Source organism: Streptomyces sp. bgisy130, assembly GCF_057708345.1.
Map to the genome: position 1 here is coordinate 119,579 of NZ_JBYISA010000007.1, position 25,387 is coordinate 144,965.

Consider the following 25,387-nt stretch of genomic DNA (forward strand, 5'->3'; position numbering starts at 1 on the left):
TTCACTTGCCCCCGTGGTTGATCGAGTTCATCCGGGCCTGCTCTCCCCGATCGGTGTCCTTGTACGCCGTAGCGGTGTTGTGCAGGTTTGCGCACGCATCAGACAGCTGCTCACTGAATTTGACGGCTTCGTCCGCCCAACGCGCTCGCATGGCGTCAAGCCCGCCCGCACTCTCCCAGCCCCGTAGGCCGATGACCGAGTCATCGGTCGCGTTCAGGGCAGCCAGGCCTACCTGGTCAGTGTCGGAGCGGATCGCTTCCAGGGCACTCTCCGCCTTGGTCAGCGTGGCGATGTGCACTGACGCCTGCCCGCTCCCTGCGCCGGCGTATCCGTCGATGTTGGCCGAGTTGAGCTGCATGGCAACGTTCTGCTTCCGCGCAGCATCAGTCAACGTGCCATCAGAGTTGTAGCGGAAGGGATTGAGCCGACGGTCCCAGTCCTCGTTGTAATTCACATGCCCCCCGTATCGCCAGTGCATTCGACACTCTGTTGAGCTAGATCACTGCGACGCGCAAGCGTAGCTGAGAGCCTCGTGCTGAGGTACCGACGCCGCGGTCCGCCGCCTTGCTGCGCACGACGCATCGTCACTTTCCAGCCAGAGCCCAACCGTTGAAGGCCAGAGGCCAGGCATGAAACCGCCCAACGGCAGCATCTGGGTACGGGCTCGCCGCTGCGCCGATCCAGGACAGCAGGCGATCGGGTGACCTGCCACGCAGTCGGCGCGTGGCGCCCGCGGTAGGTCATCGGCCATGCTGCCCTCCGCCGCGGCGTGCAGTCGGATCCACGCCCCATCTTCGGCGTAACCGATCAGGCCACCCGGAGGTCGGCGGCCGGTACGCCTGGCTCATTGTGTGCCTGGTGTCCACTCAGTGCGGCCGCGCCAAGGATCTTGTTCCGATGCGTTACAACGTCTCGAAGTACGTTCGATCCACAGACACGTCCTCGACCTGCCGGACGCGCGTCTCCACTCCCAGGCTGTGCTGCTTGATGAGATCGCACAGCTGCTCCCCGTCGATGAGGTCGATCGGCTTGGTGCCGTCCCGGGTGGCCTCGTCGCGCGCCTGCTGAGTGAAGGAACTCGTCGTGATCAACAGACCCTTGTCCCCGCGCCCGGCCATCGCGCCCCGGAAGTCGCGTACCTCCGGGGCCCTGACGCTTTTGCGGTACCGCTTGCATTGGAAGAAGACGGGGAAACTCAGGAGCGAAAGCCTGTAGACACCGACGCCGTCGATCCCACCATCGCCGCTCTTGCCCGTGACCTGGGTGTTCACGAAGCCCGCCGCGCGTAGCAGCCGCTCGGCCAGCCGCTCGAAGGCATCCGGCTTCATAGCGAAAAGCGTCTCCAGCAGCACGGTGCGCCAGTCGGGCTCACCGTCTTGGGCCTCCGGAGGTTCCTCGGGTGCGCTCACCTGCGTTGCGTCATTCACGGGCGAGTTGCCTGACCCGCGCCTGCGGGGGCCATTGCCCCTCCGCTCGTCGTTGTACCGCCGCTGCAACGCCTGCATGTCCTCCTGACGCGCCCTGGCTCCGAGCTCTGTGATCGTCCAGCGTCCGGCGCGCGAGCTGTCGATCAGCCCACCGAACCTGAGGACGGTGCGTGTCCAGCCCAGGCGGTAGTCGATCACCGTCTGAGGGCCGTCCTTATGGAGGGCGCTTTGCTGTGTCTCGGAATAGCCCTCGCGACGAACCACCTCTTCGTAGATCTCTGCGTTAGTGGCCTCGCGTCCGAGGGTCTGCAGAGCGCACAGCGTGGGCCATGTCAGGTCGCGAACCCGAGGCACGGTACGGTCCCGATCTGCGGGCATGCCCTCGGATCCCGCCGTGGCGGGATCCCCCTCTGCTGTCGTCACGTTACGTTCTCCCCCCCAATGCGCCCCTCCGGCGGACTGGCTGGCACTGTGCTGGCTCCAAGGCGGGCGATCGGGTGACCTACCGGAAAGACATAGAAGCACGCCTTGCCGAGCACCCTGGAACGAGTACTCAGGAGGCAAACCGCCGCAGGCGGGACAGGAATCCGTCGATGCCAGCGAGTTCGGGGCACCGTGCCCTCCGGCAGGCGGCGGCGCACCTCGGCGGCTGTCAGTAACGCATTCGCCGGACCAGCCCGGCAGGACCCTGGCGCGTCTGGTTCCAGCGCGTGGAAGAGATCAGCCACCGGCGAGAGCAGGCCGTCACCGCCGACGGCCGTGCAACCGCGGGCCGGTTCGCCGAAACGGCCATCGGCTCCAGCTCCGTGATCTGCCCATCGCGCAGCGCGCCAACGGCCCAGAAACTGCAAATCCCCATAAGCGCGTTTCGTCTTCTCCAGCCCGAACGAGAATCAGCACGGTGGCTGTACAGGCCACGGTCGCCGCCCCGTGAGGGCGGTCGTCACATGCCCTACGACCTCGATCCACGCTCCGCGCGCCAGCGGCAACGCTGACAGTCAGTCCCGCGCGCTACCGATCATCTACGCGCCCGGCTCGCTGACGGCGAGCGTATGAGGCGTCCAAACTCTCCAGATCAGTGGTAACTATGGTGCCTCATATCGTGCTTGACAGCGCAGAGCTGCGACCATGAGGCTGGGGCAGATGGACTCTGTCGTGAATGGCGAGGGGTTAACGCAAGCGAGCGCATCACGAGCTCTGGCATCGGCATGCAGCCAAGTGGGACTGGCCCCTCAGCACGTTGATCTGCTGCGGCTGGGCGAGAACGCGATTTACGCGCTGCGGTCCGAGGGCGTCGTCGTTCGAGTGGCCCGGGCCGATACCGAAGACATCAAGCGGAAGGTCGTCAAAGAGCTGGCGATCTCACGTTGGCTCGCTTCACAGGACTTCCCAGCTGTCCGGACCTGCGATGAACTACCGCAGCCAGTCCAGGCGGAAGGCAGGCTCGTTACGTTCTGGGAGTATGTGCCCCCGAGCCAGGTCGAACCCGACGTGGTGGGTCTCGCTGGCCTCCTGCGTGACCTCCACGCGTTGCCCCGCCCTGACTTCCCTCTTCCCGTACTCGATCCCTTCCCGATCATGCGGCGCCGTCTCGCGCTTGCCCAGGGCATCGAACGACAGGATGTTGAGTTCCTCACCGAAGCGTGCGACCGCAGCGAATCGGCCTTCCGCAGCATCATGGCTGATGACACCGGAGGCCTGATCCACGGGGATGCCCACCGGGGGAATCTGCTGGCACGCGACGGTCAGGTGCTCCTCATCGACTACGAAGCTGTCGCGATCGGTCCCCGCGCCTGGGATCTCATCCCGACCGCTACGGCCGTCGACAGGTTCGGCCTGTCGCCCACCGACTACACCGCTTTCTGTCGAACGTACGACTGGAATGTCACCGACTGGCACGGATACGAGGCGCTTCGCGCCGTGCGGGAGCTGGGCATGACCACCTGGCTGATGCAGAACTCCCAATCCGGGCCAGCAGCAGCCGAATTCGCTCTCCGCATGGACTCTCTACGGAAGGAAGACCGTGAGCGGCGCTGGCACGCGCTCTGACGGGGAGAACCCGTTACCTTTCGATCCCTATGCCTCCAGGGAGAGCCTGCGCCTGACAACCGTCTACGCGACCCACTGGACCTATGACCCTGCCAAGGTCGATCAGGCCGCGGGACGTCCAGGAGACGTCCTTAACCTGGGGCGGCTGGCCAGGTACTACAACACATCTGACCAGCAATTACCACGGGTCCTCAGACGTGAATCGCTCGACTGCTCCAGCCTTGCCTGTCAGCGCTGGTGCGCCGGTGAGGCGGTCTCAGCGCAGCTGTGGCACTTCCTTGTCCCCTCAGGCCAAGTAGTCGTCGCCCTGACTTTGGATGTACCGGGGACGCTCATCGAGGCCATCCCCCTGTTGGAGGACCTGTACTACGCCAGCGTCACCTGTGCAGGCCAGCCGCTTGAACAGCTGGCGGCGGACCGGATCGGCTGCGGCCCGACCGGTGACGGGACGGTTCCAGGGTTCCTGCCCGAACGGCATCAACTGGTCTTCCATAGCCTCGACACACCGGATCAGGCTCCGAACGACGACATCGTCCAGCGCGTCATCTACCGCACCGACCTGCCCTACCGCGCCGAACACAGCTCGATCCGCTACCCCGCAGAACTCAACCGGCGTCCTACCACCGTGGGCGCGCTGGGCCCGTACGTCAGCCTCATCTGCGGCCACCAGGACTACATCGAGAACTGCGTCCTGCTCTCCGCCGTGCAAGCCGTGGGCTCCGCAGCTCGCCTCCGCGAGATCCGAGCAGTCGCCTACACCTACGTGCACCGATTCCGACACCGCGCCACCGGCCAAGGGGGTGCACACGACCGACGCACCAAGCTGGAGGACATCTCCGACGGGCTGAGCCAACTCGAAGTCGAACTCAGCTACAGCGTCGAGGCCGGCGGAGAAATCGGCGTGCTTGTCCCCGCCCTACGCGTCGAGAGCTTCCATCAGGAACTGTTCGCCGCCATAGGAGTCACCGATCGCGCAGCCACCATCGGACTCATGCTCAACCGCCTGGGCAACGCCATCGCCGCTGAGCTGACCTCGGTCGAAAGCATGGAGCAGCGAGCCGCCGACCGCCGCCGCGTCCGCACCGTCGTCGCCGTCACCTTCGTCACCACCGTCAGCGGAACCCTCAGCCTGCTCTTCGGCTTCCTCGGCATCAACGCCCGCCAAGTCGACGAACACCGATCCATGTTCGACAACCACTACACCCCGATCTACGCACTGATCGTGACCATCCTCCTCTGCGCCTTCGCAATCTTCGCCGGCATGCGTCTCCAGGAACGCTGGGAAGAGCGCCGCGACCGAGGCAGATCACGCACCTGGGAAGGCACGCACCGGCTCCTGGCCCGTGAGGCCGGCTCCGTCGTGCTCGACCCCGCAACACCGCCCTCTCCGTCCCAGCGTCTCCCTGGATCCCGCGATCCGGAGGCCGGAACCCAGCCCTCTCGCACCAGCCTCCACTGACACACCGCCTACCGATCCGGCCTGTACCGCCACCGCCCTAGCTTCGCCTTGTTCGCGCTGGCTACCACAAGGAGCTATCAGGGCTCGTCAATCGAACAGTGGGCCCGGCGCCGCGCCCCCGGTGCCTTGGTTCGGCAAAGCAGAGACCAGCCCCGTAGGGACCCGGTACGGTCCTGGTCGAGAACCGGTAGGAGGATCGATGCCGACGACGGTGGTGGGGTTCCGGCTGGGAAACGGCACGCACCAGGTCACGACACTGGTCACCCAAACAGGGCGGCTGCATCTGGCCAGCGGGCTGTACGGGCAACTCGGCAGAGCCTCACGACCACGGATGCCGATCGGCGAGAACCCCGTCCACGCCCGCATCATGAACCTGCGAAGCCTGCACACCAAGTACACAGCCCGCGGATACCACGAGGTACTCATCCCGCCGACATGCGTGCGACTCCAGGCCGGGGAACCGCCGCTGGCCGGCGCGCGAGACCACCTCGCGGACCCGGCCGCCCCAGAACTGCTCGGCGAGTTCGCCGGCGCCGCCCCCTCCAAGCCCCAGAAGCTTGAGGACGCCATCTACACGTTCTACGCCGCGATCGGCGCACCCACCCGACCCCGCGGCCCCGTCCCCGCCCCACGCCCAGCCCCCGCTGCGCTGACACCACGCGCTGCTGAGCTGCGACGCCTGCTCGGCAACGGCACACAGTTCACCGGACCAACGCATTCCCCTTTCGGATACTCGGTCACCGCGGACGAAGTGCGCCTGCCCATCCACTACGGTGCGAGGCTGCACCGCGACGACGTCGTCGAACTGCATGCCGCGCTCACCGCGTGGCTCACTCTCAATCCAGCCAACCCCCCGAACAGGGACACGGCGCGGCAGGTGGAGAAGCAGCCCAGGCGGTGACCCACGGCTGGAACCCGCCGTCGGCGACGGACTCAGTACCGCCACCGTCGGTTGCCGTTGGGACATCGCGGCCGGACGGATGAACACCGAACACCGGTCCGGCCGCCGTCCACGTCCCGCACGTCCTCGACACCATGGCGCTCATGATCGACGGATCAGCCCCGCGCCGGCGTGGAGCACCGCCCTCCCTTGGCGTGGTCCCAAGCGCCTTCGGACCCCCTCGCATCAGCGGGAAGCACATTGCAGCGGCCATCTGGCGGTTCCTTCGGGTCGGCCCCCGCATCGGCGGGAAGTGCGCAGCAAGCCCACATCGCCGCGTCAGACCTTCGGGCCACCCCCGCGTCGGCGGGGAGACTCGAAGACCCTCTACTTCACAGGGGGCTGAACGTTGTGGAGCTCCGCGCTAAAGCTGATGCCGAAGGCGAAGCGCGGCACAGCCGACCTCCTGCCGGTTTGTGGGGATGGGAGGAAGGGCCCCGTTCAGCGCCCGGTGCCACCGGTGAGTTCGATACGCGTTAGGAGCTCGCGGACGCGCCGGGCCTCCGGGCTCGTCGGGTCCAGCTTGTGCAGCAGACCGCGCAGCACCTCGGCGGCCTCCCGCACGCGGTGCAACGCCAGCAGGAGATCGGCGATCTTCTGCCGGAGAGCGAGGGCCTTCCCGTTCTTCGAGCCCGGGAGCAACGCACGATACGCGTCGAGGGCCTGCTCAAGCTCACCGAGCGCGGCGTGGCACAGCGCGATCTGCTGCCGGTTCTCGCGCACGTCCTCGCTCTCCGGCCCTTCCATCCCGGACACAACCGACGTGAGCAACTGGAGGGCGGTGAGCGCCCGACGATAGCCGCCGCCCGCGAGCAGTACGGCGGCCTGCACGCGTCGGGTCTCCACCAGCCGTGGGTCGTCCGGGCGAGCCTGGGCGAAGATCTCCTCAAGGACTCGTCGTCGTTGCGCACGAAGCCCCTCCCTCGACCACACGGGAGCCCCGGAATTCACTCCTCCCCCCGACTCTTCACCGGATACGGTGAACTCATCATCGGGGTTGACCAAGGGGTGCGGCGTGAGCGTGGTGCAGATCCGATCCGTTCGGCGAGTTCTTGAGGAGCGGTTTACCGGACTCATCGACATGTCCGACGTTGCGCACCTGTCCGGTGACAATCTCCATCAGCGCTTCCTGAGCCGTGCCCTGGCGGCCCTGGCCGTGCAGATCGAGCACCAGGGAAGTGACGCCGCCTGCGGCCAGGCGGTGTTCGACGGCGAGGACGACCGTGGGCTCGATGCCATCGCCATCGACCGTCGCCCCCGGCCCGCTCGTATCTGCCTGGTGCAGGCGAAGTGGAGTGACAAGGGCAAGGGCGGCTTCAACGAGGCCGATGCGCACAAGATGATGGAGGGCGTCGAACTGCTCCTCGATCTCAAGTTTTCCAAGTTCAACCGGCGGTTCCAGCGGCACGCCAAGGTCTTGGACGAGTGCTACGACGGCAAGACTGTGGCACCCAAGATCACCGTGGTTCTCGCCCTGATGAGGACCGAGCCGATCAACCGCGATGTGCGTGAACTGCTTGAGCGGAAGATCAAGAAACTCAACGACGTCGAGGACATGGTCGACTACAAGGTTCTCGACCTCCGCGACTTCCACCGTGCGGTCCTCGGGGACGCCGCCGCCCCGAAGGTCGACTCCACGATCCGGCTTGAAGGCTTTGGCCAGGAGACCAGCCCGTACAAGGCGTTCTACGGCACCATGACGGTCCCGGAGATCGCAGAACTGTACGGAGAGCACCGTCGAGGGCTGTTCGCACGCAATATCCGGGACGCCCTCGACCTGACCGACGTGAACGTCAAGATCCGCAGCACGCTGACCGATTCGCCCGAGCACTTCTGGTACTTCAGCAACGGCATCACCATCCTCTGCGAGACCATCAAGGCCACCCGCAAGGCGGTGCCCGGCGGCGTCGGTGACTTCCTCGTCACCGGCGCGAGCGTGGTCAACGGGGCGCAGACCGTCAACGCCATCTACAAGTCGTACGACGAGAACCCGGACGTCTCCCGCACGGGACGGGTTCTGGTGCGGCTCATTTCACTGGAGGACTGCCCTCCGGGCTTCGGCGACCAGGTGACGACCAACACCAACACGCAGAACCCGATCGAAGAGCGGGACTTCAAGTCGCTCGACCCGGTGCAGAACAAGCTGCGCGACGAGTTCGCCCTGGAGCTGAGCCTCGCCTATGTGATCAAGCGGGGCGAGAAGGAGCCCGACGCCGAGCACGGCTGCACGCTCACGGAGGCCGCGGAGGCGCTCGCCGCCGTGCATCCGAACGCGGAGTACGCCGCCGTCGCCAAGCGTGAGCAGGGAGAGATCTGGGAGGACGATACCTATCAGGCCCTCTTCGGGACGGATCCGGATGCCCGTCGGGTGTGGAGGTGCGTCCTGCTGCTGCGCGCGGTCCGGGCCAGCCTGGAGGAGAAGCGGGAAGAGCTCGTGTGGCGCGCGGCGTCCATGGCCAGCTACGGGGACCTGCTCGTCACGCACGTGGTCTTCCGGCAGCTCGACACCCGCGAGCTCTCGGACCAGGGCTTCGACTGGGATGCCCAGCTGCAGCGCGTGCCGAAGCTGGTCGACGAGGCACTGACGCGGTCTCTCCAGGCCATCGACCTCGAGTACGGCCCCACCAGCCACATCATCGCCGCGGTGCGCAACACGGAGCGGATCCGTCAGGTGGCCCGTATGGCCATGCGCGGCATGCTGTCGGACGGGCCCGTGCCGGAGCTGATCTCCGACTACCAGGCGGCGCCTCAGGCCGGCCGTCAGGTCAATGCTGTGAAGACCCTCATCGAGCTGGGCACGATCGAGGAGGGCGCGATCCTGGAGTTCCGACCGTACTCCGCCCCTGAGCGTCGGGAAATGACGGAATGGCTCGCTCAGGAGCCGAGCCGGACCCAGGCTGTGTGGCGGAATAGTGCGAGCAACCAGCTGCAGTGGCGTCACGACGGAGAGTGGTACTCGCCCAGCGGGCTGGCGCGGAAGATGCGCTACGAGGCGTCCGGCGTGGACCGCGCCGCGCAGGGTCCGGTGCGGTGGTTCCTGCCGGAGGCAGGGTCGCTCGCGGAGCTCGCGGAGCGTGCCCGCGCGGAGGCGGACCTGCTCGTGGGGGTCGAGCCCGAGGTGGCACCGGATGGCGAGCCCGATACGGCGGGGGCCTGACGGTAAGCGGCGACGGGGCGCCAGCGCCCTTCCTTGTCAGTGTCTCGCTGTAAGGTCGCGCAGCGTCCGAACGCATGGCACGACCTCCCCGGGAGAGGTGCCGGCGACCCGTCCCTGCGGTCGTAGGATCGCAGGCGGTGGCCCAGGTGGCGACGATTCCGGGATGCCCACTGAGATCGTCGCCGCCGGTACGACTGAGCACAGGAAAGAAGCGGCAAGCCGATGGAGGAACTGACCTTGGACCTGGATATTCCGCAGCAGCCCGGAGAGAACGCGGGCCGGGCGGCGGGGGAGGAAGAGTCCCAGGTCGTCGCCCTGAAGGAGGGCGAGGTCGCCGACTACATCAGCGGCAAGGCGATCAAAGAGACACCCAAGGAGAAGGTCCGCCAGCGCATCGCTCGCGCGCTTGTCCACGAGTACGGGATCGACCCCGGCGACATGGAGCGTGATTTCGCCCTCACGGTCAGTGAAGAGGGTGCCAAACGGAAGCGCACCAAAAAGGCCGACATCGCGGTCTTCGAGTCGGGCATGGCTCACACCACGGCCAATCTACGCCGGGTGGTGATCTGCAAGCCCGAGCCCAAGCAGACCAAGAACGTCTTCAAGCTGCGCATGCCCGACCAGGCGCGGAAGGACCTGGAAGAGCTCCAGGAACTGATGGGCAATGACGGCCGTCCGCTGTGCGCACACGGCATGTGGACGGACGGCGCCGACTACTTCTTCCTCAAGAAGGTGGTCGACGACTTTGGTGTGAACTTCGAGGACCGCAGTGACTGGGAGATCACCGACGGGACGGACGGCAGCCGTACCGTCGCCTCGCACCAGCGACTGCGTCTGGCCGAGCCGGAACGACTCAAGGCCGCCTTCCAGCGTTGCCACAACTACATTCACGGCAACGAGGGCATGCCAAAGGACGCCGCCTTCTGGCAGTTCCTCTACCTGCTGTTCGCCAAGATGTATGACGAGCGCGTCAGCCGGGGCACGGGTCACGGGCGGTTCCGCACCGGACTGAAGGAGATGTTCGAGGAAGACGGGCGCGCCGCCATCGCCAAGCGGGTGCGGAGCCTCTTCGAGGACGTCAAGATCCAGTACAGCGAGGTCTTCAAGCCCACCGACGAGATCACCCTGTCCGACCAGGCGCTCGCCTTCATCGTCAGCGAGCTCGCCCACTACGACCTCAGCGCCTCGGACATCGACGCCAAGGGCATCGCCTACCAGGAACTCGTCGGCACCAACCTGCGCGGAGACCGCGGGCAGTACTTCACCCCTCGAGTCGCGGTCGACCTCATGGTGGAGATGCTCGATCCGAAGCAGGACGAGACCGTCCTCGACCCGACCTGCGGCACCGGCGGCTTCCTCCAGGCCACCCTCAAGCACCTGCGCGACAGTTGGAAGAATGAGGCTGGCACCTTGGGCTTTCCCGATACCAAGGAGGAGCAGGTGCGCTACGGCGATCTGCTCAAGGAGTACGCGGAAAAGCACCTATTCGGTGCCGACTTCGACCAATTCCTGGTGCGGGCGACGACCATGGACGTCATGATGCTCGCGCAGACCACGGGCAATATCTTCCACATGGATTCGCTCGCATTCCCGCGCGGACACCTTGCGGATGTCGAGAAGGCGAAGAAACAGATTCCGCTCGGCGAGACCGTGGACGTACTGCTGTCCAACCCGCCGTTCGGCGCGGACATCCCGATCAGCGACGAATCGGTGCTCGGCGACTTCCGTCAGGGCATCGCCAGGTCGTGGGGGCGCGACCCGGTGACGGGAGAGCCCACGGCGAGCCTGACCAGCACGCCGAAGAGCATGGCCCCCGAGCAGCTCTTCATCCAGCGGGCCATCGAGTGGGTCAAACCCGGCGGACGGATCGGCATCGTCCTGCCCAACGGCATCCTGTCGAACCCCGGACCGACTGACGAGGCGATCCGCCGCTACATCCTGGAGCACTGCTGGGTCCTCGCCAGCGTCGAGCTTCCCGTGGAGACCTTCATCGTCGACGCCAACGTCAACATCCTCACCACGCTGCTCTTCCTGAAGCGCAAAACCGAGCAGGAAGTGCGTAACTGGAGGATGAAGACGGAGAAGGCGTATCCGGTCTTCATGGCGGTCGCCGAGAAGGTCGGCTTCGACCGTCGAGGAAACGAGCTGTACAAGCGCACACCCGACGGCGAGCCCGTGGTCGAGACCTCGGTCGTGGTCGAACGGCTCAACATTCGGGGCAAGGAAGTAGCCCGGCCGCTGAGGCACAGCAAGAAGGTCATCGACAACGATCTGCCGGTGATCGCTGAGAAGTACCGGGAGTTCCGGGCCGAGTACCCGGTGCCGGGTATCGACCCGCGCGAGGCTGCGGGGGCGGGCGCATGAAGGTCGCCGACCTCGCCAACCCCGTGATGTCCGGCTGGTTCGCGGACCAGGGGCTCCGGCTGGACGCGTCGCCGTACGTCTCGGGCGCGCTGGCGATGAAGGAGATGCTCAAGCGGGTTCCGAAGACGGAACGGCTGGAGGGCCTGACGGCTGGGCACAACGGAGGGATCTTCAACGGGCCCATGTTCCGGCGGGTCTACCTCACGGATCCCGAGCACAGTGTGCCGTTCCTGGGGACGAAGGACATGATGGCGGCCGACCTCACCGGCCTGCCCCGGTTGCGGAAGACCGACGCCGAGTCGGCGGCGCTGTCGTATCTGGAGCTCAAGCCGGGCATGACTCTGATCTCGTGTTCCGGGTTCAACGCCGGCAGGCGCGCCTATGTCCGCCCGGACATGAAGGGGGTCTGGTCCTCGCAGGACACCCTCAAGGTCGAAGCCGATCCGGAAAGGATCAAGCCGGGGTACCTGTACGCCTTCCTGCTCAGTGAGTTCGGCGAGGTGCTTGTGCGGGGCTCGGTCTACGGGTCGGCCGTGAAGCACATCGAGCCGCACCACATCGCGGGGCTTCCGGTGCCGCGGTTCGATGCGGCTCTGGAGGAGCGGATCCACAAACTGATCGAGAAGAGTGCGGAGCTGCGGGCTCGGTGCCAGAAGGATCTGGTGGCCGCGACGAAAGACTTCTTCGACAGCAACGGGCTCTCCGAGCTGAACGAGATCGGCTGGCACCAGCAGGACCGGGACCTCGGGTTCGCGGTGGAGAGCGCGGGGCCGACCTCGATCCGGGCGCTGAACTTCGCGCCGAGGGCGCGGAGGTTGCTGGAGAAGCTGGGATCGGTGCCAGGCTCTGCCTTGGGCGCGATCTGCTCTGGCGGAACGCTGAGCACGGGAGCCCGTTTCAAGAGGATCGAAAGCAATCCGGAGCACGGTGTTCGTCTGATCGGGCAGCGTCAGTCATTCTGGCTCCGTCCCGAAGGCCGGTGGATCAACGAAGCTCAGGCTCCCGACGATATCCGCCTGCAGGACGAGACAGTCCTGGTCGCGGCGCGGGGCACGCTTGGGGAGAACGAGGTCTACAGTCGCTCGGTCTTCATCACGGGCTCCTGGCTCCAGCACGCCTACAGCCAGGACTATGTGCGCGTAGTGAGCGGCGACTCCAAGGTATCTGGCGCCTACCTCTTCGCCTTTTTCAGGTCCGAAGCGGTGTTCAGGGCGCTGCGCTCCATGAGCGTGGGAGGGAAGCAGCAGGAGTACCACCCCAGGTTCCTAAGGGATCTACCTGTTCCGCTCGCGGCACCAGAAGACCGTACCCGCATCGCCGCCACCGTCCGCTACGCCTACAACTGCCGCGGCCGCGCCGACGTCCTGGAGGACAAGGCGCTCGCGCTGCTCACCGCCGCCATCGAGGAGGCCGCCAGGTAATGGGAGCCAGGATCGTTGCTGTTGGGGAGGCCGTCAACGATGCCGAGCGGAGGGTGATCGCGCACCTGCGTGATCACGCCCCCGACGACTGGACGGTCCTGCATTCCGTCGAAATCCCGAGCCGGGACCGAGAGCGGCTCTTCGAGGTCGATCTCGTTGTGGTGACCGGGCACGCGGTGTACGTCATCGACGTGAAGGGCACCTACGGCCGGATCGAAACCGACGGGAGCCGCTGGTACCCGGCGCGCCGCGCCCCGTTCCGCAGCCCGGTCCCCAAGCTGCAGAGCCATGCCAAGCAGCTCAAGACGATCCTGGAGACCGCGCACCTGCCGCTTTCCCGGCTTTACACCGACGCGCTGGTCGTTCTGACCGCCGCGGACGCTGCCCTCACCGACTCGACCCCGTTGCAGCGCGACGCGAAGGCCACCGTCACCCTGGACGGCCTGATCGGGCGGCTGGCCGATGCCGGCCGGGTGCCGGTGACGTCCGGCCGGTTCGACATCGACGTCTCTGCCCACCACGAGGCGATCGTCAGCACAGTCCGCGGGGTCTCCCGGGCGCCCTCCGGCCCACTCCGGTTCGGCAACTGGCAGGTGATCGAGAAGCTCAGCGAGTCCCAGCACGCCGAGGGCGTCGACGTACTCGCCGAGTACCGCGCCAAGCACGCCCTGATGGTGCAGGGTTCAGGGACGGTCCGGCTTCAGGTGCGCAAGACCGACCCGTACGCCCCGGCGGCTGAGCGGATCCTCGAGCGGAAGCAGATCGGGATCGCCTACGAGGCGCTCGGCAAACTGCCCTCGCATCCGAATGTCGTCGGGGTGCGGGACTTCCTCGCCGACGACGACCAGGGTGTGTGCGTCACCGTCTTCGAGGACGTTCCTGGGCACGCCCTGAAGCTGCATCTGACGGGTGGTGGCAGCGCCGATGCGCTGACCGCAGACTCCAAATTGCGGACGGTCCGCGACGTCCTGCGTGGGCTTGCCCACGCCCACAGCCGTCGGATCGCCCACCGCGAGCTCACTCCGTCGAACATCCTGATCGCCCAGGACGGCCGGGCAATGCTGACGGGCTTCGAGTACGCCAAGACCGCGCAGCGCCGCCTGCACACCGTGGGCCTCCAGGCACACCGGGTTGCCGACCCGGCGTATCTGGCGCCCGAGTGCCATGCCGATCCCGCCGCCATGGGCATGGCGGCGGACGTGTACGCGGTCGGAGTGATCGGCTATCAGCTGTTCACCGGCGAGCTGCCCTTCTCCTCGGCCACCGAGCAGGCCGGTGCGGCCGGACGGCTTCCCGCCGGGGGCCTGGAGAGCGCTGGGGTGCGGGTAGAGCTCGCACACTGGCTCCAGACCCTGTGTGCCGCGGACCCGGTCGCACGGCCCACTGCCATCGAGGCACTGCGCCGCCTGGACCTTGCCATCGGCGCGAGCAGAGCGCCCGCCAAGCGCATCGGCTCCTCAGCCGCTGCTCCGGCTGGACCACCTTCCGCCGACAGCGGGCCGGAGAACCTGGACGCCCCGCGTGGCCCGGAGTTCTACCGGGACCTGCCGGCAGACTTCCAGCTCGGCACGAAGTACCTCGTACGACGGAGGCTTGGCCGTCCCGGCTCGTTCGGGGTGGCCTACCGGGTGTACGACACGATAAGGAGCGTCGACCGGGCGGTGAAGCTGGTCCTGCGGGACCGGGACTCCGTCCTGGAGCGGCTGCGCCGCGAGGCCGATGTCCTGGCGCGGCTTCAGGGCGCGCCGCATCCCAACGTGGTGGCGATGGTGGACGCAGACCGGCTGCCGACCCCAGACGAGTATCCATACCTGGTCTTCGAGTTCGTCGACGGCAAGGACGTCGCCGAGGTGATCCGGGGCGGCCGGATGGGAGCGGCGGACGTACTGCGGCTCGCCGTCGACACCGCGCGCGGACTGCGACACATCCACGACCTCGGGGTGTGGCACTGCGACATCAAGCCGAGCAACCTGTTGTGGACCGACGACGGCGTCAAGTTGATCGACTTCGGGATCGCGAAGACCTCCGACTCCTCCGAGGGGCACACCTACACCAGCCCCCGTTACAGCCCGCCCGACTTAGACCAGGTCCCTGCCGATGCAGGCGGGTACACCGACCGCGACTTGTTCGGGCTCGGTGTCACCCTGTACGAGGCGCTCACCGGCGGGACCCATCCATGGGATGCGAGCCGCCCCCTTCCGGGCGTCCGGCCCATCGATCCCCGGACCGCCTACAGCGGCTTCGGTGACCTCGCGCCCGGCTTCGCCGACACCATCCTGCGGGCGATCTCGCCGTACCGGGGTGAGCGGTTCAGCACTGCCGAGGAACTGCTGCAGGCACTGGAGGGCCTCCAGTCCGCGCGGGACGCCTCCGCTTCCGCACCGTTGTCCCCCGCACGTTCACAGCTGCCGCCGGCTCCGCCTACCAGCGACAGTCCGGGGGGCGCGGAGCTTCCCGAGCCGAACAGCAATCCCTTTGTCACTCACCTGCAGACCCTGTACAGCCAGAGCCGCAGTTCCAACCGCGGCACCCGCGGCCTCGACCCGCGCGCCATGTCCGTGTATATCGAGACCGCCCTGGACCGCGAACTCATTCCCGCCCTCCGCCGCGGCGAGCACGCGCTCGTCGTGGTCACCGGCAACGCGGGCGACGGCAAGACCGCCTTCCTGGAGCGCTTTGAGCGCCAGGCCTGCGAGATGGGCGCCGACTTCGGACCGCAGCGGCCCAACGGCAGCGACTTCACCCTGGACGGACACCGGTTCCGTACCAACCATGACGGCAGTCAAGACGAAGGCAACGTCGCCGGGGACGAGGTTCTGGAGGAATTCTTCGCCCCCTACGCCGGCGTGTCGCAGGACGACTGGCCGCAGGCTTCCAGGGGCGAGACGCGCCTGATCGCCGTCAACGAGGGGCGGCTGATCGACTTCCTCAGCCACCGCCACGACCGTTATCCCCACCTAGCCAAGCTCGTCAATTTGGGTCTGGCGGGCGGGAATACCGGACAGGCCGTTGCCGTCGTCAACCTCAACACCCGCGATGTGTCCGCTCGGTCTGTCGACGCCGACGGCGTCCCTCAGGACGGTGAGTCGCTCCTGGAGCGCATGGTCGACCGGATGACCCAAGAGAACTTCTGGGAAGACTGCGCGAGTTGTGACCTGGCCACCGTCTGCTACGCCCGGCACAACGCCCAGACCTTCCAGCACCCATCGGCCGGCCCCCAGGCCAAACGGCGCTTGCGCCGAGTGTACGAGCTCACCCAGCTTCGCGGAAAGCTCCACATCACCCTGCGTGACCTGCGCTCGGCGCTCGCCTTCACCCTCACCTCGGGCCGCGACTGCACCGAGATCCACCAGCTGTACGCGGACGGCAACGCCCGCCGCATCCTCGACGGTTTCTATTTCTCCGCGCACCTGGGCACACCCCCTGCGGACGTCGGCACCCCGCACGAGCGCGACCGCCTGCTCGCGCTACTCCGTGAGGCGGACGTCGCCGCCGCCCCCCAGCCCCGGCTCGACCGTCGACTGGACTACTCCGGCCTCCTGGAGGACGGGGCGCTGGTAACCGTGGACGGGCGGGGGGACCGCGATCGGGTCCTGCTCTCCGGGCAGTTCGCCGAGCTCGCCCGGTCGGGCGGCGCCCACGGGGCCCGGGCCGCCGAACATCGCCGCTACCTGGACGCCGCGCGCCGCCTTCTCTACTTCGAGCTCCACGACGAGGAACGCGCCCAGCGGATGCTGCCCTACCCTTCCGTGCTGCGCTTCATGGACCTGTTGTCCGCCAGCGGGGACCTCGTCGAGGAACGTGACACGCTCCTGCGCGCCCTCAACCGGGGAGAAGGCCTGGTGGCCCCCGAACGCATCGGGAACGCCCTCGCCCTGAAGGTGCGCGAGGTCACCGGCGGCACCGTTCGCAGCTTCCGCCGCTTCCCCGCCGAGGGGTTCCGCCTTGCACCCGGCGTCCCGCACTCCTCCCCGTACATCGAATCCGGGCGGACCTCGCTGCGCCTGAGCTACCAGGATCCGGCAGGACACCAGGGTGGCACGGCGGAGCTCGACATCCGGCTCGACCTGTTCGATCTGCTGCAGCGCTTCGAGCAGGGCTACCGGCCCTCGGTCGCCGACCTCCAGGGACAGCAGCTGGCCCTCGCCGTCTTCAAGAACCGGCTGTCCGCCGTCCCGTACCAGGAAGTACTCCTCACCACGCACGGGCACGACCTGCGCCGTATCCACCGAAGCGAGGACCGGGTCCTGCACATGGAGGAACTGACAGCCGGGCCGTCCGGCGACGGACCGGGCGAACGGGACATCGGACAGCGCGGCATCGATACAGACGGGGCACAGGAGGAAGCGGCATGGCGCTGACCGGATCGCTCGGCACGTTTCACCACCCCGGCGTCAGCCGGATCGACTACAAGCCCCTGGACATGGACCGGGTCCTCACCGCGCTCCTCGCGCGGCTGTGGCATGACGGCAAGCCCAGCAAGATCAGCCGGGACAAGACCCTCGACGTGGAGGTGTTCGTCAAGCGGTTCCTGAAACACTCCGAGGTGTTCGACGGCTTCGACCGGGAGACCACCGCCCGCTGGACCGCCACCCACCTCTTGGACCTGGTCAACCGGGGAAAAGCGGACGAGTCGGTGGCAGGCCCCAGGCCGCTACACGGTTTCGTCTACCGGTTCCGCAACAGCCGCAAGTCCCGCCCCTACGGGGCCGACGAGCAGTTGTACGAAATGCTTGCGGCCGACGACGGGGCACTGAAGGGGCTCCGCGAGTTCTTCTTCTCCGACGTCGACCGTTCCACCGGTGAGATCGCTCCGGGCCCGGACACCGACGTGGAGACCCAGGCCCTGTTGCACCTGGTCGAACTGGCCGGCGGCCAGATGCAGGACCGGCCGGACAATGGCAAGCCCCGCACTCCCCATCCGCCGCTTTGCGCGGAACCCGCCCAACTGCTCTGCCAGGACGTCATGCGGCTCCTCTACCACCAGGACTACATCCCGCGCACCGTACTGGTGGACCACCTCAAGACGCTCTTCGCCTTCCACCTGGCGCTCTATCACCTCCGCATGGTGAAACTGCTGCCCGCCGCCCTCACGCACGGTGCGGTACCGGCCGCCTGCCGCAAGGGCCACACCGGTACGACGGCGGCCGACCGCTGCCCGTACCAGGTACGCCTCTTCCTGGATTTGGAGGGTACCCCCGGCACCCGGACCGCCGCCCTGGCCGAGCACAGTGCGGACATCTGGTACCGGCGGATTCCCCGCTTCGTACAGGCCACCTACCAGATCAAGAAGTTGGACGAGTTCGCCGAGGACCTCGCCACCCAAGATGACGGCCCGGCCCGGTCCGGTGGCAGAAACTACGCCACCCTCGACGAAGCGCTGAGGCTGCTCGGCAAGTCGTACGCCAAGAAGCGCGACTCCTTCTTTCAGCAGCGCGCCACCCGGGTACGGGACGAGGAGAAGGAGCTGCCTCCCGAGGTCAAGGGGATCACCCAGTTCAATCTGGCCCCCTTCGACGAGTACACCGAGATGCTCATGCACTACCGGGGCCGCTATTACCGGGGCCAGTTCGTGAAGTGCCTGGACTCCATGCTGCTCAAGCACCGTCCCGGCGCGCTGATCGCCCAGCCGCGCGGCGGACGCAGCGGCGACGCCTCGGCTCGCCGCTTCATCTTGGACGCGCGCCTCCTCGAAGTGCTGCTCCAGGTGTCCCTCCTGCGCGAGGAGGCCGGTGGGTCAGGGAACCTCGCCACCGCCCCGATGCGGGTGGACGAGTTCCTTGCGCTGCTGCGGGACCGCTACGGGCTCCACATCGACCGGCTCCCTGAGGGCGACGGTTTCACCGGAGCCCACCTCGACGACCAGGCGGCGCTGCGCGCCAACTCCACGGCGTTCCTCAGCCGGCTGCGGGAGATCGGCTACTACCAGGACATGTCCGACGCCTACCTGACGCAGACCATCACCCCCCGGTACACCATCGGCACCGCGGCACGGACAGGAGCCACCCCTCGATGAGCAGCGGCACGACGGGAATGACCGAAACCACGTCCAAGGACATGCGCGACGCCCTCGAAGGCGTCCTCGCACCCCGGCTCGCCGCGCTCGTCGCAGCGCGAGGCGCCGGGCACTGCATGCGGATCACCGAGGTGGAGGCCGAACTGGCGGCGGTACTGGTGCGCCGCCTTCGGGGGGCGGTCGGCCCTGACGCCACGGTCTGCCTGCTCCTGACCGAAGCCGAACTCGCCCTGGACCAGTCGTTCCACGACGTCGGCGTCACCAGCACCAAACTGGTCGAACTCCGCAACAGGACTGAGGGAGAGGGCGTCCTGCCCGGACCGCTTCTGGTCTTCGTCCCGCCCGGTACCAAGGTGAGCGCCGAAGACTCCTTCGGCATCGCGACCTTCGAAGAGGTGCCGCTCGGCGACGCCTACGCCCATCTCGCCGAGCACCTCCTCGACCAGGTCCCCGGGCGGCTGCGCCCAGGAGTCGACGCGCTGTTCGCCACCCTGCACGGCCTCCCCGGCCCCCGGGTCGGCGACCGTGCCGTCGCCCAGTATCTCCTCACCCTCCTGGCCAATGACTACCGTGAGCAGGTAGCCGGGGCGGCGGTGTACCACTTGGGACTCGTACCGGACTTCGACCTGTTCACCGACCCGGACCTGGTCTCCGAGCGTGTGGCGAAGAATCATCGCCTGGTGGAGAAGCTCGCCACTTCGCAGCGCTCCGAGCGGCAGCGCGTCCTCGATCTCGGCCTCAGCGACAGCGACTTCGCCTCCCGTCTCGCCACCTTCGCCTCCCGTTGCGGCCTTGAGGACCCAGCGGCATGGACACGCCGCATCGTGGTCGACCGGGAGAACTGGCCGCTGTCCTTCGGCAACTGGCGCATCGAAGAACGACGGCGTGCCGCCATCTCCATCGAGGTGCGCGAACTTGGCCTGCCGACGGTCGGCGACAGCTCCGAGGGCGCTCATGCCCACCCCGCCCTCTCCGCCATCGTCGGCCAGCCCTACCTGCTCGCCGGGGAAAAAGGCGCACGCGCCCTCACCGTGCGCTTCGCAGTACAGCCCGCCCCCCGCACGGTGGAAGGGCTTGCAAGATTCCGCGTCGAGATCGTCTCGGAGAGCGGCGGCCCGATCGGCCGGATCACGCACAAAGGCAAGGGCACGCGCCCGAAGCCCGAGTACGAGGCGACCCTCCTCCGCCTCAACAAGGTCGACTGGGAGGAGGGTTGGCACTACGTCAGAGTCGTCCCACTAGACGCGGACGACGAGCCCCTCAACGTACTCCCCGGCGCGCACGGCCTGCCCGGCGGTGAGAGCGAGCACTTCTACGTCGTTCCCGACGGCGAGATCGAGGAGCCCCCCGAGCGCAGCGCCGGGCGCTTCGCTGGAGTCGCCCAGGCACTGAGGTCCCTGCAGCTCGACGCCCTGGCCGCCGCCGAGGATCCCACACGGGTCACCGCCCTCGACGCACGCTGGCGGCCGGTCACCGCACGCAGCCCACAGCAGATCCTGAACGTACGAATCCAGACCGTCGGCAGCGCTGAGATCCGGCTCTCGCCGCTGCTCGTGCAGGCCCAGCAGGATCTGCTTGCCCGGCCGGACGACACCTCGCTGCGCCGGATCCTCTTGCGCCCCGACGGCACCGCAGAGATGCCCGCCGGCACGGACGAAGACCTCAAGGATGCTCTGACGGGACGGGCGTCCGAGGCCTACCACGACTTTCTCTCCGCCCGGCGGGCCTACTTCGCAGCGATCGGCGGGCAGACCGACCGGACGGCGCAGGACGGTCCGGCCGCAGCGGCCGGACTCCTCGTCAGCGAAGCCGTCGACTTCGAGCAGATCCGGGACGAACTCGTCGCGTATGCCGAGGCGTACGCAGAGCTGGTCGACGCCCAGTCGCTCCACGCCGAACGGACCGGCGAGACCGGGCGGGGCCGCGCAGTGACAGCCCTGGCCAGGATCCAGCAGATCGACTGCGTGGCGGCGACACTCACGGACGGCATGGGGCGCCGGGACACCGTTCTGGTCGTCTCCCCGACCCACCCTCTACGCGCTCTGTGGCTGGCCGCATGGTCCGCCCTGGGCCTGGACTGGACACAGCGTCTGGCATCCGGCGACAAGCAAGCCGTCCTCGCGGTCAAGGATTCCCTCATGGAGTCCCTGGCCCCCCTGGGCTTCCCGTTCGCCGTCCCTCGACAGGACGGCCGTCTGATGGCCGCCGCTGACAACCTCACCCCGTACTGGGGCGCCTATCTCCCCAGCGAGACGCCAGACCCCCGCGGCCTGCTCGGCAGGCTCGCCACCGCACTGCACCTGCCGACCACGGGCACGCGTTCCGTTTCCGGGGCCCTGTCCGGGACAGCGCTCGCCGACCGCATCGAGCGGTACATACGGCTCCATCCGTACGTCCGCACGCTCGTCATGAACGTAGTCAACGCCGGCCGTGCAGAGATCGTTGCCGACGCCCTTCTCCAACTCCAGCGTCGCGATACCACCCGTTCCCTCGCCTACGACATTCGTCTCTGCGTGACCGATCCGCAGGCCCCGGAGACCGGCGAAGCGCTGGCGGAACTGCAGAGTGCCCAGAGTGCGGTCACATCCGCCGAGGCGGAGGCATTCCTGCACACCACCGGCCCCGGACGCACGGTGAAACTTGTCCACTCCGTGCGCTCCGTTGCGGAGTTCACCAGCCAGGCCGACGACTTCGACGCCCACCTCACCGTCCTCATCGACGCGTTCGGCGGAGAGCAGCACGCCGCCACCGTGCACCGGGGCATCGCGCACGCCCCTGTCCACGGCCTGGTCCAGACAACCGCCGTCACCTACGAGGACAACGAACAGCAGATCGTCTGGCGCACCTCCCCGCGGCACGGCAACGCCCTCGCCCTTGAGGAAGCCGAGGACCTAGCGACTCTGATGAGCCGTCTGCCCGGGCTGCTCACCACCGCAGCCGCCTGTGTGGCCACCGCCGGGCAGGCCCCGAGGAGCGTGCCTTGCACTGTCCTCGCCTTGGACACCGCTGACCGGGCCCTGCTCTACCAGGCCCACGAGACCGGCGACTGGGTCGTCACCATCGACCGGACCCTCGGCCTGGAGTACTTCGACCACGCGGGACGGCACGGCCGCCCCGAATACGTCATCGACTACGCGCCCTCCGCCGGCAACGGACTCGGGCACCAGATCATGGTGAGTTCGAACTCGGTCGACGAACTGCGCACCCTGCTCGGCCCGACCGCCCGGCAGCACGGTCTCGAAGTCGAGGAACGCCACCTCGACACCTTCTTCGACCAGCTGCGGCTGCTGTCGGGGAATCTCGCCTTCAAACTCGCCTCCACCGCACCCAACCAGCGCACCGAGGTCCTCGGTCTGTCGCTGGCCCGCCTCTATCTGGACTACCAGGACGTCCTGCACAACCAGATCGTCGTCCCGCTCGACGCCCACCCCGAGCTGTACGCCGAAGCACGCCGCCAGGCACGCGAACTCGGCGGCTCCCTCTCCTTCCAGCGCAGCGACCTCGCGCTCTTCCACCTCGACGCACGGACCCGCACCATCGCCTGCCGCCTCGTCGAAGTGAAGTGCTACACCGCGCTCGACGACATCAGCACCTACCAGCGGCTCAAGAACAAGATCGGTCAACAGCTGGAGCGCAGCCAGACCGTCCTCGCCGAGTCCTTCGACCCCACGTACGACACCCCAGACCGTGTTGACCGCCCCGTCAAGAACCTCGCACTCGACACAATGCTCCGCTTCTACCTGGAGCGCGCGGCCCGGCACGGCGCCATGGACAGGAGCGCCCGCGAGGCCGCGCACGATTTGCTCGACACTCTCGATGACGGCTACCGGCTGCGGTTCACCCGCAGCGGCCTGATCTTCGACCTGGCCCGGACGGGAACAGACCGGGAGACCGACGGCGGAGTGGAGTTCCACCGGATCGGCAGCGACCTCATCAACGAACTGATCCAGGCGATCCTCACGGTGCGGCCCGGCCTGCAGGCCGCCCAGGACTCTGCTGCGGAAGAGAGGACGGACGAGGAGTCGGCGCCGGAAGGATCCGCTACAGCGCCCACGCTGGCGTTGCTGAACCTGTCCGTGCCCCGCCTCAGCGACGCGAGCTTCCGCGCGGAGGAGCCCCAGGACGCGGGGGAGCGCAGCTCTGCCGAGCAAACTTCTGGGAGCCCGACGGAAGACGGGAGCGCGGAGTCCGGCGAGGCAGACAATCCGTTGCACTCGGCCGAAGTGCAGGCCCCGCAGGCCCAGCAGCAGCCGACGTCGTCGCCGGACAAGATCTCCCCGTCCGAGGCAGAGCCTGAGCCCGCGGCCGGGGCGTCAGCCTCTGCGGAAGACAGGCATGCGCACGCGGCCACCGTGCTCGACCCGCCCAGCTTCCACGACGCACCGACCGCCGATGCCCCGAGGCAGGCGGTGCCGTCCACGCCCCGGGCCGACGCCGGAGCCGCGCGGCCCGACGTCTTCCTGGGCGTTACTCGGCCCTCGCCGCAGTACGGAGTGCTGGGTGAGGCGGCCGGCCGTACAGTCGCCATCGACCTCGACGAGACGCACACCATCAGCCTCTTCGGAGTACAGGGAGGCGGTAAGAGTTACACCCTGGGCACCCTCATTGAGGCGGCGTCGCTGTCAGCCCCGCCCGTCAATCTCCTTCCGCACCCGCTGGCCACCGTGGTATTCCACTACAGCAAGACCCAGGACTACGCCCCCGAGTTCACCTCAATGGTGCACCCCAACGACGACGAAGCCCAGCTCGCCGCTCTCAAGGAACGCTACGGAGCCGAGCCTCGGGCCCTGACCGACGTCCTGCTCCTTGCGCCCGAGGCCCATGTGGAGGAGCGGCGCGCGAAGTACCCCGGGATCGAGGTACAGCCGCTGGCGTTCTCTTCCGCCGAACTCAAGGCAGAACACTGGAAGTTCCTTCTCGGAGCCGTCGGCAACCGGTCCACCTATATCAAGCAGATCGCCAAGGCCATCCGTAAACGGCGCAACGACCTGAGCCTGGACGCGATCCGCCAGGAGCTGGCCGACTCGCACATGGCGGACCACATCAAGGACCTGGCCGAGGACCGGCTAGAACTCGCCGAGGAGTACATCGACGACAGTGTCCGGCTCTCCAGCCAGATCCGCCCCGGCCGCCTCATCATCGTGGACCTGCGCGACGATCTCATCGAGAAGGACGACGCCCTCGGCCTGTTCGTCGTCCTCATGCAGCTCTTCGCCGACGCCCAGGATGGCGACCGCCGATTCAACAAGTTGGTCGTCTTCGACGAGGCGCACAAGTACATCGACAGCCCCGACCTGGTGGCGGGACTCGTCGAATCCGTCCGCGAGATGCGCCACAAGGGCATGAGCATCCTCGTGGCGAGCCAGGACCCGCCGTCTGTACCCGTCCAGCTGATCGAGTTGTCCAACCACGTGATCCTCCACAAGTTCACCTCCCCGGCTTGGCTCAAGCACCTGCAGAAGGCGAACGCGGCCCTCTCCGGCCTGACCTCGGAGCGGCTGGCCCGTCTCGGCCCCGGCGAGGCCTACGTCTGGTCAAGTAAGGCCACCGATCAGGCGTTCACCCACGGCGCCGTCCGCATCCAGTGCCGCCCGCGCGTCACCCGGCACGGTGGAGGAACCAAGACGGCATCTGGCGGCGGATCTTAGCGGTGTGGACATCAAGTGGCACTTCTCGATGAGGCGTACCACCAGGGACGCGGTTCCGATGGCGCCACGGATACCGGTCACCCGATCCGCGGACCAGGCGGTGACCCGCCTGTGAGGGCGGGCACGGGCGGCCGTCACCGCCAGAGATCCAGATCCGTGGTGATCGTCGGAATCCGTGGGGCATTGGTATCGATCCCCCCTCGGACACGGACCAAATCCCCACGGTTTCTCTGAAACCGTGGGGATTTGTCGTTGTTGCGGGCGTGCGGGGTGGGGGTGATCTCGGCGTGGATGGTCTGGTGGCCGGGGGCGTACGTGAGCTGGAGGCCGAGCTGGTGGTAGATCGCTGATGGAGCGGACGAGGCGGGCGATCTCGTCTCGGGTCATGCGGCGGGGGTGGGTGCCGTGTGCGGTGGTGCGTAGGTCGGCTTCGGCGCGGGCGTGTGTGGCCTGGGTCTCGGCGATCCACTGGGTGATGACGGTGGGGCCGGCGCCGGCTTCGAGGGCGGCGCGGTGGGTGGTGAGTTTGGCGTCGCAGTCGGCGATCAGGGCGCGGGCGGCTTCGGCCCCGGCGGTGTCGGGGTGGCTTTCGGGTTGGGCTGCGGCGGCCATGAGGTCGATGGTGCCGTCGAGGCGGTGGGGCTGGAACACGGTGGTGAGCCAGTCGTCGAGTGGTGGGTGATCCACTTCTCTCTGAGGTAGACGTTGCGGGGGTGGTGGATGCGGTTGGCCAGCGCGTATTCCTCGGGGCCAGGAGGAACGACTGCTCGAAGTCCGCCTCGCCTGCCCCGACATCGCCCGCGCCTGCGACCTCGCTCGGACCTTCGCCGACCTCGTCCGCCACCAGCGCGGGCACCTCCTGCTCGAATGGATCCGCCAAGGCGAACAGAACGCCCCGAAACCGAT

Annotated in this window: 12 protein-coding genes; 9 read left to right on the forward strand and 3 right to left on the reverse strand. The window is 67.5% G+C overall.

The features are described from left to right. Position 1: 1 nt before the first annotated feature. Together AC3EUV_RS12340 and AC3EUV_RS12345 are read right to left on the reverse strand one after the other, a co-directional pair. Entirely contained in the window at positions 2 to 454 is a 453-nt protein-coding gene (locus AC3EUV_RS12340; protein ID WP_435602880.1) for a hypothetical protein, read from the reverse strand. A 448-nt stretch (positions 455 to 902) separates the two neighbouring features. After that, the gene (locus AC3EUV_RS12345; RefSeq protein WP_435602881.1) at positions 903 to 1,850 is read right to left on the reverse strand and encodes a restriction endonuclease; all 948 of its coding nucleotides are present in this window, start codon (positions 1,848 to 1,850) and stop codon (positions 903 to 905) included. Between the two features lie 720 nt (positions 1,851 to 2,570). On the opposite strand from AC3EUV_RS12345, the gene AC3EUV_RS12350 reads away from it, so the two are divergent. From AC3EUV_RS12350 to AC3EUV_RS12360, 3 genes are all read left to right on the forward strand, one after another. Further along, on the forward strand, positions 2,571 to 3,476 hold the full coding sequence (locus AC3EUV_RS12350) for a phosphotransferase enzyme family protein (protein WP_435602882.1): 906 nt from the start codon (positions 2,571 to 2,573) through the stop codon (positions 3,474 to 3,476). Next, a complete protein-coding gene (locus AC3EUV_RS12355; RefSeq protein ID WP_435602883.1) occupies positions 3,451 to 4,935 on the forward strand; it encodes a hypothetical protein in 1,485 nt (494 codons plus the stop codon). Before AC3EUV_RS12350 ends, AC3EUV_RS12355 begins: the two co-directional genes overlap by 26 nt. A gap of 199 nt (positions 4,936 to 5,134) precedes the next feature. Continuing rightward, positions 5,135 to 5,836: a hypothetical protein gene (locus AC3EUV_RS12360; protein ID WP_435602884.1), complete on the forward strand. Its 702-nt coding sequence runs from the start codon at positions 5,135 to 5,137 to the stop codon at positions 5,834 to 5,836. Positions 5,837 to 6,316: 480 nt separating this feature from the next. Here the strand turns inward: AC3EUV_RS12360 and AC3EUV_RS12365 are convergent, their stop codons facing one another. Further along, a complete protein-coding gene (locus AC3EUV_RS12365) occupies positions 6,317 to 6,721 on the reverse strand; it encodes a tetratricopeptide repeat protein (RefSeq protein ID WP_435602885.1) in 405 nt (134 codons plus the stop codon). Positions 6,722 to 6,956: 235 nt separating this feature from the next. Between AC3EUV_RS12365 and AC3EUV_RS12370 the strand changes: the two genes are divergently transcribed. The 6 genes from AC3EUV_RS12370 to mads8 all read left to right on the forward strand — a co-directional run bounded on the left by AC3EUV_RS12370 (position 6,957) and on the right by mads8 (position 24,481). Continuing rightward, the gene (locus tag AC3EUV_RS12370) at positions 6,957 to 9,032 is read left to right on the forward strand and encodes an AIPR family protein (protein WP_435602886.1); all 2,076 of its coding nucleotides are present in this window, start codon (positions 6,957 to 6,959) and stop codon (positions 9,030 to 9,032) included. 222 nt (positions 9,033 to 9,254) lie between these two features. After that, positions 9,255 to 11,396: a methylation-associated defense system DNA methyltransferase MAD2 gene (gene mads2 / locus AC3EUV_RS12375; RefSeq protein WP_435602887.1), complete on the forward strand. Its 2,142-nt coding sequence runs from the start codon at positions 9,255 to 9,257 to the stop codon at positions 11,394 to 11,396. Further along, on the forward strand, positions 11,393 to 12,817 hold the full coding sequence (gene mads5, locus AC3EUV_RS12380) for a methylation-associated defense system restriction endonuclease subunit S MAD5 (RefSeq protein WP_435602888.1): 1,425 nt from the start codon (positions 11,393 to 11,395) through the stop codon (positions 12,815 to 12,817). Before mads2 ends, mads5 begins: the two co-directional genes overlap by 4 nt. After that, the gene (gene mads6, locus AC3EUV_RS12385) at positions 12,817 to 17,178 is read left to right on the forward strand and encodes a methylation-associated defense system protein kinase MAD6 (RefSeq protein WP_435602889.1); all 4,362 of its coding nucleotides are present in this window, start codon (positions 12,817 to 12,819) and stop codon (positions 17,176 to 17,178) included. The genes mads5 and mads6 overlap by 1 nt, the downstream gene beginning before the upstream one ends. Further along, entirely contained in the window at positions 17,169 to 18,833 is a 1,665-nt protein-coding gene (mads7, locus tag AC3EUV_RS12390; protein ID WP_435602890.1) for a methylation-associated defense system protein MAD7, read from the forward strand. The genes mads6 and mads7 overlap by 10 nt, the downstream gene beginning before the upstream one ends. Beyond that, positions 18,830 to 24,481 (forward strand): methylation-associated defense system ATP-binding protein MAD8, encoded by a 5,652-nt coding sequence (gene mads8 / locus AC3EUV_RS12395; protein WP_435602891.1) that lies wholly within the window; start codon positions 18,830 to 18,832, stop codon positions 24,479 to 24,481. Before mads7 ends, mads8 begins: the two co-directional genes overlap by 4 nt. Positions 24,482 to 25,387: the final 906 nt, after the last annotated feature.

What these genes read in the sequence shown, in the direction of transcription:
- AC3EUV_RS12350 (WP_435602882.1), top strand. Translation starts at nt 2,571, where the DNA reads ATGGACTCTGTCGTGAATGGCGAGGGGTTAACGCAAGCGAGCGCATCA.
- AC3EUV_RS12360 (WP_435602884.1), top strand. Translation starts at nt 5,135, where the DNA reads ATGCCGACGACGGTGGTGGGGTTCCGGCTGGGAAACGGCACGCACCAG.
- AC3EUV_RS12370 (WP_435602886.1), top strand. Translation starts at nt 6,957, where the DNA reads ATGTCCGACGTTGCGCACCTGTCCGGTGACAATCTCCATCAGCGCTTC.
- mads2 (WP_435602887.1), top strand. Translation starts at nt 9,255, where the DNA reads ATGGAGGAACTGACCTTGGACCTGGATATTCCGCAGCAGCCCGGAGAG.
- mads5 (WP_435602888.1), top strand. Translation starts at nt 11,393, where the DNA reads ATGAAGGTCGCCGACCTCGCCAACCCCGTGATGTCCGGCTGGTTCGCG.
- mads6 (WP_435602889.1), top strand. Translation starts at nt 12,817, where the DNA reads ATGGGAGCCAGGATCGTTGCTGTTGGGGAGGCCGTCAACGATGCCGAG.
- mads7 (WP_435602890.1), top strand. Translation starts at nt 17,169, where the DNA reads ATGGCGCTGACCGGATCGCTCGGCACGTTTCACCACCCCGGCGTCAGC.
- mads8 (WP_435602891.1), top strand. Translation starts at nt 18,830, where the DNA reads ATGAGCAGCGGCACGACGGGAATGACCGAAACCACGTCCAAGGACATG.